Origin of the sequence: Achromobacter xylosoxidans (assembly GCF_002192695.1) — a bacterium.
Classification (GTDB): domain Bacteria; phylum Pseudomonadota; class Gammaproteobacteria; order Burkholderiales; family Burkholderiaceae_B; genus Achromobacter; species Achromobacter xylosoxidans_C.
This window is the reverse complement of record NZ_MTLG01000130.1, coordinates 1-7575: the sequence shown is the minus strand read 5'-3', so window position 1 is coordinate 7575 and position 7575 is coordinate 1. Positions and strand designations below refer to the sequence as shown.

Below are 7575 nucleotides of genomic sequence, written 5' to 3'. Positions count from 1 at the left end.
ATGTCGATATTTCCTATTGAAACGAAATGACGGCTTCAGTACTCTGTAGAGCGATAAGCAAAGGGCATGCCAAGTGTCTCTGGCACTGCCCTACACAGGAGGAGACCAAGACCATGGGCACAACGCGATGCCGGAGAGGTAACGTCCAGGCGCCCCAACAGGGGCTGGCGTTACCGTTCGGTAACCGCCGCAGCTTTCTCGCGGCCGGCGTAGCGTCTATCGCGGCCTGTACCTTGCCGCGCAACGCAGCGGCGTCCGCGCCGCTTCTGTTAGGCACGACCGCGGTGTTCCTGGACGACCAGCTCCAACTGCTGGATATCTGGCGGGCCGATCTTCAAGCAGCGCTTAAGCAGGACATTCAGTTCGTCCAACGACGCAGCTACGGGGAAATCGTGGACCTGCTGTTGCGCGGCCAGATCGACGCGGCATGGATCTGTGGCTACCCCTACGTCTTGAACGCCGATAAGCTCAAGCTGCTGGTGGTGCCGCAGTACCAAGGCAAACCGCAGTACCGGTCGTACCTGATCGTGCCCAAGGAGGACCGAAGCACGGCAAGAATTGCAGGCTTGCGCGAACGGGTCTTCGCCTACAGCGACCCACTTTCTAATTCCGGCTTTCTGGTGCCTCGGACGGAACTGCTTGCCGAGCATCAGGACCCGCTACGGTTTTTCAGCAAGGCTTTCTTCACCTTTGCGCACAGCAAAGTTGTGGAGGCGGTCGCGGCGGGGCTGGCCAGCGGCGGGGCGGTCGATGGATACGTCTGGGACAGCATTGCGTCGCAACATGGCGCGCGCGCCGCCGGCACCCGCGTCGCATGGCGATCCCCGGAATATGGGTTTCCGCCCATCGTGGTCGGCGAGCATGTTGCCGACGACACCGCGCTTGCGCTGCGCGATGCTTTGCTCCAGATGCACGCGCGTTCGGATGGCCGCTTGATACTCAAGCGCCTATTCCTCGATCGGTTTGTTGAGGGGGCCGATAGCCTGTACGACGGTATCCGTGGGTTGGTGCGCACGTCAGCGGGCGAAAACCCGGCACGAGATTCTGCATGAAGTCAGCCCGTTGGAACCCCTGGTCCAGAATCAGCTATCGCTACAAGGTGCCGTTGGCCTTGGCCGCCGCGATCGTGGTAACGGAACTGGTGGTTACCGCGACGCTGATGCGAACCGCTTACGTCGGCATGCTGCGAGACACGCGGCAAAGCGCGATGGCGTTAACGCAGGTTTTATCCTTGTCGGTGCGCGAACCCTTGATGCGTGACGATCTGTGGCGGGTCTACGAGGCGTTGCGCATACCGCTCACGGCAGGAGATGGCGCCCCAGGCTTGCGGTCGATCATTGTGCTGGACCCCAGCTTGCATGTGTATGCGTCATCCGATCCGCATCGCTATCCGGTGCTGACGCCCGGCGCCGGTTTGCCCACCGAGCTGGCTGCTGCGGCGCAAACCCTGCGTGACGATCCGCGCACCTTTGTATTCAATACCCCCGATAGCCTGGACGCCACGTTGGCAGTCGCCGGCGCCGCAGTTGTGTCTGAAGATGCGGGATTGGCTGGATACGTGCTGGCGTCTTACGACGCTAGCATCTGGCGCCAGCGCCTGTACGACCTGGTCAGCCAGGTGCTGCTGGTCAGTATTCCCGGGCTGCTGTTGCTACTGGCGCTGGGCTGGTTATGGGGAAACCGCATTGCACGGCCGCTCCTGTCTTTGGCCCAGGCGACTCAGCGTGTCGGGCGCGAACCGGCGGCCAACATCGGACTTTCCTTGCGCAAGGAAGGAAGCGACGAAATCGCGGTGTTGGGGCGCAGCTTTGCATCCATGCTGACGCAACTGGAACGACAGGAAGCGCTTGAACAGGAAATCATTGCCGCCGAACGGCTGGCAGCGGTAGGCCTAGTGGCTGCCGGGGTCGCGCACGAGATCAATAACCCGCTTGGCGGCATGCTCAACGCGTTGGATACCTTGGAAAAGCACGGTTCCTACGATGAATTAACCCAAAGAACAGTCGGCCTGACGCGACGGGGCTTGATGCAGATTCGGCATACGGTCGGTGCCTTGCTGGTGGAGGCGCGCCTGGATTCGGCCTTCATGCACACCACGGATTGGCAGGATCTGCGCTTGCTGATCGAGCCCGAATTATCGGAGAAGAACGCCTCGTTGCTGTGGGACGTCACCACCCGGGACGAATTGCCGCTGCCCGCGCATCTGGTGCGCCAGTTGGTCTTGAACCTGCTCATCAACGCAAAGAACGCCGTGGAACGCGGCGGTAGCGTCAGTTGCACCGTGACCGGAACCGCCGACCGCCTTTCAGTAGAAATTGCAAATTCCGGGCAGCACATTCCACACGATGTGCTGCCCCATTTGTTTGAGCCTTACCGGGTGGATGCCCGGGGAGCGGGGCGGGCAGAGGGCCGCTCCCGCGGACTGGGCCTGTGGGTGACTTACCAAATCGTCACGCAATTGCAAGGCACGATCGAAGTGATAAGCGAAGAAGGCTACACCGCCTTCACCATCACACTGCCTTGCGCCGCACCCATTGAAAAAACGAACTTGGAGCTGACGCCGTGATACAGCCATATGTCTGTTTGATCGAAGACGACGCCATCATGGGCGAATCCATTGTGGAAAGGTTTCGTCTGGAGGGAATCCGTGCCGACTGGTTTTCCAAGGGGTATGAGGCAAGGGAGGCCATCCACGCCAATGCCTATGGCGTGGTGATCAGCGATGTCCGCCTGCCAGACCTGGATGGCGACGAACTTTATCTACAGTTGGTGGCGCAGGGCGGTACATTGCCACCGTTCATCCTGATGACCGCCTATGCCACGGTGGAAAGGGCCGTGGATTTGCTGAAGCTCGGCGTCAAGGACTACGTGACCAAGCCTTTTGACATCGCGACGCTGATCCAGACCGTGCGCGATGTTGTCCCGGCGCAGGCCTCGCCGGAAAGCGATACGGAACTAGGGGTGTCGCAGGCGGCCCAGAATCTACGCCGCATGGTGCCCCGGCTGGCGGGCCGTGCGTCGGCCGTCCTGTTGGTTGGAGAGTCAGGGGTTGGCAAAGAGGTATTGGCACGACTGATCCACAGCCAGGCGGGGCCGGACCTTACCGCGCGGCCGTTCGTAGCCGTGAACTGCGGCGCCATTGCCTCCACCATCGCCGAAGCGGAATTCTTCGGCTATGAAAAGGGGGCTTATACCGGTGCGGACAAGCTACGCAAGGGTTACTTCGAACAAGCCGACGGCGGCACGCTGTTCCTGGATGAAGTCGGAGAGCTATCGCCGGCGCTGCAAGGCGCGCTGTTGCGTGCGATACAGGAAAAGCGTGTCCGCCGACTGGGCGCCGAACACGACACCCACACCAAGTTCGACCTGGTCTGCGCCACCAACCGAAACCTGGCCGAGATGGTCAGCGCCAAGTTGTTCAGGGAAGACCTTTACTACCGGATCAACACCGTCACCCTTGAGGTAAAGCCGCTGCGCGATCGGCCTGAAGACATCCTCTGGCTGGCCAAACGGTTTGCCACCAGCATTGCCGAGCGCCTGGGAGAGCCTGCAAAAACCCTGCACCCGTTGTCACTGGCCAAGATGCAGGCGTACCCCTGGCCGGGCAATATCCGCGAATTGCATAACCGGATCGAACGCGCCTGTCTGGTAAGCCAGTCCAGCGTCTTGTTGCCGGGGGACATCTTTCCTGAAGGTCCGGACGGCGACCATTTTCACGATGAGCCGCAAGGTGGGGAAGAGGCCACGCTCAACGCCTACCAACAGATCTGTGAGCGGCTGTACATCGAAGAGGTGTTGCGCCGGCACGGCGGCCGCATTCAAGAAACGGCCGACGTCTTGAGCATATCCAGGAAGAACCTGTGGCAAAAAATGAAGCGCTACGGTATTGACCTGAAGCGCCAAAGCGAATAACGTTGGCACCAACAACTAATTTAGCCACCAAGAATGAATTCAACAAGAACACGTCTGGCCAGTCGGGACGCCGAAGCGCTCTATGAAGCGGTGAACCAGCTGATCAGGGTCCATCAATTCCGCGATCGCGATCGCATTTGTTGCTATGACGTGTCCGTGGCGCAGTGCTATGCCTTGGAAACCCTGGTCAAGCAAGGGCCGCTGCGGTTGCAGGCGCTTGCGCTGGTGATGTTCCTGGACAAGAGCACGGCCAGCCGAATTGTTGATTCGCTGGAACGCAAGGGCTACGTCACAAGGATCGAAGATGCCGCCGACCGCCGGGCGGTGCAGCTTGAGCCGACCGCGGCGGGGCGCAAGCTGTATCAGACCATTCGGGCGGATCTGGTTGCCGAAGAATTTGCCATGATCGAACACATGAAGCCCGAGGTCCTGGAGGCATCGCTTGATCTGCTGCGGCAGTTGACGCGCGCCGCACAAGCACGTTGTGGCGTCGCCTCGACGTGTGCCGTGGAGTTTGAGCCGTAGAGTCCAAGCCGTAGAAATTGCGGCTTTTTTTTAAGCAAATAGTTGGTAGTACCAATTAAATACGGCTTCGGCCGTGTCCCAACCCCATGAAGAGAGGTACCTGGAATGCGCATCAATGACCACCCCGTCGCAATCATCGGAGCCGGCCCCGTCGGGCTGAGCGCCGCCGCTCATCTGCTGGACAGAGGCATACCCTTCGTCGTATTCGAAGCAGGGGACCAGTCGGGCGCAAGCCTGAACCAGTGGGGACATGTACGGATGTTCTCTCCGTGGGGCTACAACATCGACAAGAAGGCCGGCGAGTTGCTCGCGCAGTCAGGTTGGGTTGCCCCGCCCAGTGACGCTTATCCCACCGGACGCGAATTGCTGGCGCAGTATTTGCAGCCCTTGTCGGAATTGGCGCCGATCAAGCGTTGCCTGAAGACCCATCACCGCGTGATGGCGGTCAGCCGCGTTGGGCACGATGTCATGAGAAGCCAGGATCGCGCTGCCGCACCGTTCCTGCTGCGGGTCAGCGGACCCGATGGCGAGCGGGATGTCCGGGCACGGGCAGTTATCGATGCCTCTGGCACCTGGAACACACCAAACTGGATGGGCGCGCATGGCATCCCGGCCTTGGGAGAAGAGCGGTTCGCGGCCCAGATCGCCTATGGCATTCCCGACATTCTGGGAGACGCCCGGCAGCGATACGCCAATCGTCGAGTGTTGGTGATTGGCGGGGGCCATTCCGCCTTCAATGCGCTTCAGGACCTAGTGGAACTGGCCAGCATTGAACCTGGTACACGGGTTTATTGGGCGATCCGCGGGGCTTCGACCGATCGGCTTTTCGGAGGCGGAGAGAATGACCAGCTTGAGGAGCGCGGTAGGTTGGGAACGACAGTCAAAAAGCTTCTGGACGAGGGAAGGATAGTGCTTTTCACCGGTGTCGACGTTGACCGCGTGAGCGATTCCGACGAGGGCTTGACGGTTCACAGTGGCGTCAAGGCGCTTGCCCCCGTCGACGAGATTGTCGTCGCAACGGGATTTCGTCCCGACCTTCGGTTGATGGCGGAGCTTAGGCTCGAACTCGATCCTGCAACGCAAAGCCCTATTCGCTTGGCTCCAATGATCGACCCGAATGTGCATAGTTGCGGGACAGTTCGGCCCCATGGCGCCTCGGAACTGGGGCATCCCGACGAGGGGGTGTTCGTCGTTGGAATGAAAAGCTACGGGCGTGCGCCTACGTTTCTAATGCTGACAGGCTATGAACAGGTCCGATCTGTTGTGGCCGCACTAGCCGGCGACTTGGAAGCTGCAAAACGAGTGGAGCTTGTGCTTCCTGAGACCGGTGTGTGTAACACGCAAGTTCGTCGTGCAAGCGCTGAAGCAAAGTGCTGCACCTAATCTGCAATTGTCATCGGAGGGCGCAGGCGGAGGTTCAATCTGCGACCCCGCTGCCGATGAAGACGGTCCACGTCGACGAGGTGGTTTTAAGGAAGGATCAGGATGGCCACATCTGCGCGCCCTAAAAGCTCTTTGCACGGGACTCCCAGAATGGCGTTCTTGAGGCCGCCGCAGTGCGAATTGCCTGCGACGATTAGGTCGGCGTCCATCTCACGCCCGAATGCCAAAAGAGACTCAATAGAATCGCCCGCAAGGATATGAAGACGCGGCTGCAATTCGCGTTCTCGAGCTGCGGACAAGAGCGTAGCCCACTCGGTCCCAATCTGCTTATGCACATCAGCGAGGAATGACTCCTCGGATTCGCTCAAAAGCTCATCCAGCTTTGGGCGCACTGCGAGGAACGTCAATGCAGCATGGTTGGCTTGTGCCAAGTCCAAGAGCGCCACCAACGATGGCCGACTCAGGTGTGCGAGGTCGAAATCCACCAGAATGCGCGTAAACATCATCTTCACCCATGAGGCCAGGCAACGTGATTCGCCGGCGTCCCTCAGGCTGATCGGAACGTCGATAGGCTGGATAACCGGTCCGGTCCCACCCGCATTTCTTGAAAAGAACGGAAGCTATTCCGTATGTCCAGGTATATGGAAATAAAGTCCGTTCGTCAAGTTGATGAAGATAAGGAGAGGAGGGCGTAAACCTTATTGGGTCTCCGTCTCATGCGTCATCGCTTCACGAGCCAGGCGTGCGATCTCCTCGGCCATGCCCTTGCGCTCGCTATATCGGTCCGTGAGATAGTCACTTCGGTCCCGCACCAGCAGTGTGAATTTATAGAGTTCTTCCATGACATCCACCACCCGGTCGTAGTAGGGCGAAGGCTTCATGCGGCCGGCTTCGTCAAACTCCTGAAACGCCTTGGCGACTGAGGACTGGTTCGGGATGGTTACCATGCGCATCCAGCGGCCCAGCACGCGCAAGGCGTTTACCGCGTTGAAGGATTGGGACCCCCCCGAAACCTGCATAACCGCAAGCGTGCGGCCCTGTGTCGGCCGCACACTACCCGTCTCCAGCGGCAACCAGTCGATCTGACTCTTGAACACACCCGTAAGCGTGCCGTGCCGCTCGGGGCTGCACCATACCTGCCCCTCGGACCACAGGGATAGTGCACGCAATTCAGCCACTTTTGGATGGTCCGCGGGAACACTATCGGGCAAAGGCAAGCCGCTCGGATCGAAAATCCGGGTCTCGGCGCCGAGCCGCGTCAAAATCCGCGCCGCCTCTTCAGTGAGCAACCGACTGTACGAGCGTTCACGCAGGGAACCGTACAGCAGCAGTATGCGGGGCGGATGCGTCGCGCCGGCCGTCAGCGACAGCTTGTCGTGCGTGGGGACGTCCAGCAAAGAGTCATCCAGGCTCGGAAGATCGAGGTCAGAGGGTGAAGAATACGTCGTCATTGCAATACACTCACTCGGGCAAAAATTGTAGTTTTGGGCGGCTGAGCCACGCTGCCAGCCAGAAGCTTGCGGCCAGTAATAACGCCACCACCAAGATTGAGACAAGCACTCCGTCGTAGGAGGATCCAATGGCCCAAAGGGCCGCGGCGCCCACCGGGGCGGCGGCGCGCGCAAATGTCATCGGCACGGTCAGGAGCCCGTTGATGGCTCCGTAGGCATGTCGGCTCAACATTTCAGGCACAACCATGCCACGAACTGTTGGTTTGCACTGAAAACTGACCCAGCGTTTGCATCGAAAACTGAC

General features: G+C 59.8%; 7 protein-coding genes and 1 pseudogene. 5 read left to right on the top strand and 3 right to left on the bottom strand.

Features of this window, described 5'->3' with window-relative positions:
• Window positions 1-113: 113 nt before the first annotated feature.
• The 5 genes from BRO63_RS33830 (at window position 114) to BRO63_RS33810 (ending at window position 5820) form a co-directional block, all read left to right on the top strand.
• Window positions 114-1052, top strand: coding sequence for a substrate-binding domain-containing protein (locus tag BRO63_RS33830; protein ID WP_006221922.1), 939 nt, complete (start codon window positions 114-116; stop codon window positions 1050-1052).
• Entirely contained in the window at window positions 1049-2566 is a 1518-nt protein-coding gene (locus tag BRO63_RS33825) for a sensor histidine kinase (RefSeq protein WP_006221923.1), read from the top strand. Before BRO63_RS33830 ends, BRO63_RS33825 begins: the two co-directional genes overlap by 4 nt.
• Window positions 2567-2583: 17 nt before the next feature.
• Complete coding sequence (locus BRO63_RS33820) at window positions 2584-3912, top strand: sigma-54-dependent transcriptional regulator (protein WP_006221924.1); 1329 nt, start codon at window positions 2584-2586, stop codon at window positions 3910-3912.
• Window positions 3913-3945: 33 nt separating this feature from the next.
• Window positions 3946-4437, top strand: coding sequence for a MarR family winged helix-turn-helix transcriptional regulator (locus BRO63_RS33815; protein WP_035212055.1), 492 nt, complete (start codon window positions 3946-3948; stop codon window positions 4435-4437).
• A 105-nt stretch (window positions 4438-4542) separates the two neighbouring features.
• Window positions 4543-5820, top strand: a complete 1278-nt coding sequence (locus BRO63_RS33810) for an FAD-dependent oxidoreductase (protein ID WP_006221926.1) — start codon at window positions 4543-4545, stop codon at window positions 5818-5820.
• An 86-nt stretch (window positions 5821-5906) separates the two neighbouring features.
• On the opposite strand, the gene BRO63_RS33805 is transcribed toward BRO63_RS33810, so the two are convergent.
• From BRO63_RS33805 to BRO63_RS33795, 3 genes and pseudogenes are all read right to left on the bottom strand, one after another.
• Window positions 5907-6326 carry a universal stress protein gene (locus tag BRO63_RS33805; protein ID WP_100220332.1) on the bottom strand — a complete coding sequence of 140 codons (420 nt, stop codon included), beginning with the start codon at window positions 6324-6326 and terminating at the stop codon, window positions 5907-5909.
• A gap of 192 nt (window positions 6327-6518) precedes the next feature.
• Window positions 6519-7271, bottom strand: a complete 753-nt coding sequence (gene arsH / locus BRO63_RS33800) for an arsenical resistance protein ArsH (protein ID WP_006221928.1) — start codon at window positions 7269-7271, stop codon at window positions 6519-6521.
• 10 nt (window positions 7272-7281) lie between these two features.
• A pseudogene (locus BRO63_RS33795) lies at window positions 7282-7575 on the bottom strand (hypothetical protein); the annotation flags it as partial.

Coding starts and splice junctions, on each gene's coding strand:
- BRO63_RS33825 (WP_006221923.1), top strand. CDS start 1,049: ATGAAGTCAGCCCGTTGGAACCCCTGGTCCAGAATCAGCTATCGCTAC.
- BRO63_RS33830 (WP_006221922.1), top strand. CDS start 114: ATGGGCACAACGCGATGCCGGAGAGGTAACGTCCAGGCGCCCCAACAG.
- BRO63_RS33815 (WP_035212055.1), top strand. CDS start 3,946: ATGAATTCAACAAGAACACGTCTGGCCAGTCGGGACGCCGAAGCGCTC.
- BRO63_RS33805 (WP_100220332.1), bottom strand. CDS start 6,326: ATGATGTTTACGCGCATTCTGGTGGATTTCGACCTCGCACACCTGAGT.
- BRO63_RS33810 (WP_006221926.1), top strand. CDS start 4,543: ATGCGCATCAATGACCACCCCGTCGCAATCATCGGAGCCGGCCCCGTC.
- arsH (WP_006221928.1), bottom strand. CDS start 7,271: ATGACGACGTATTCTTCACCCTCTGACCTCGATCTTCCGAGCCTGGAT.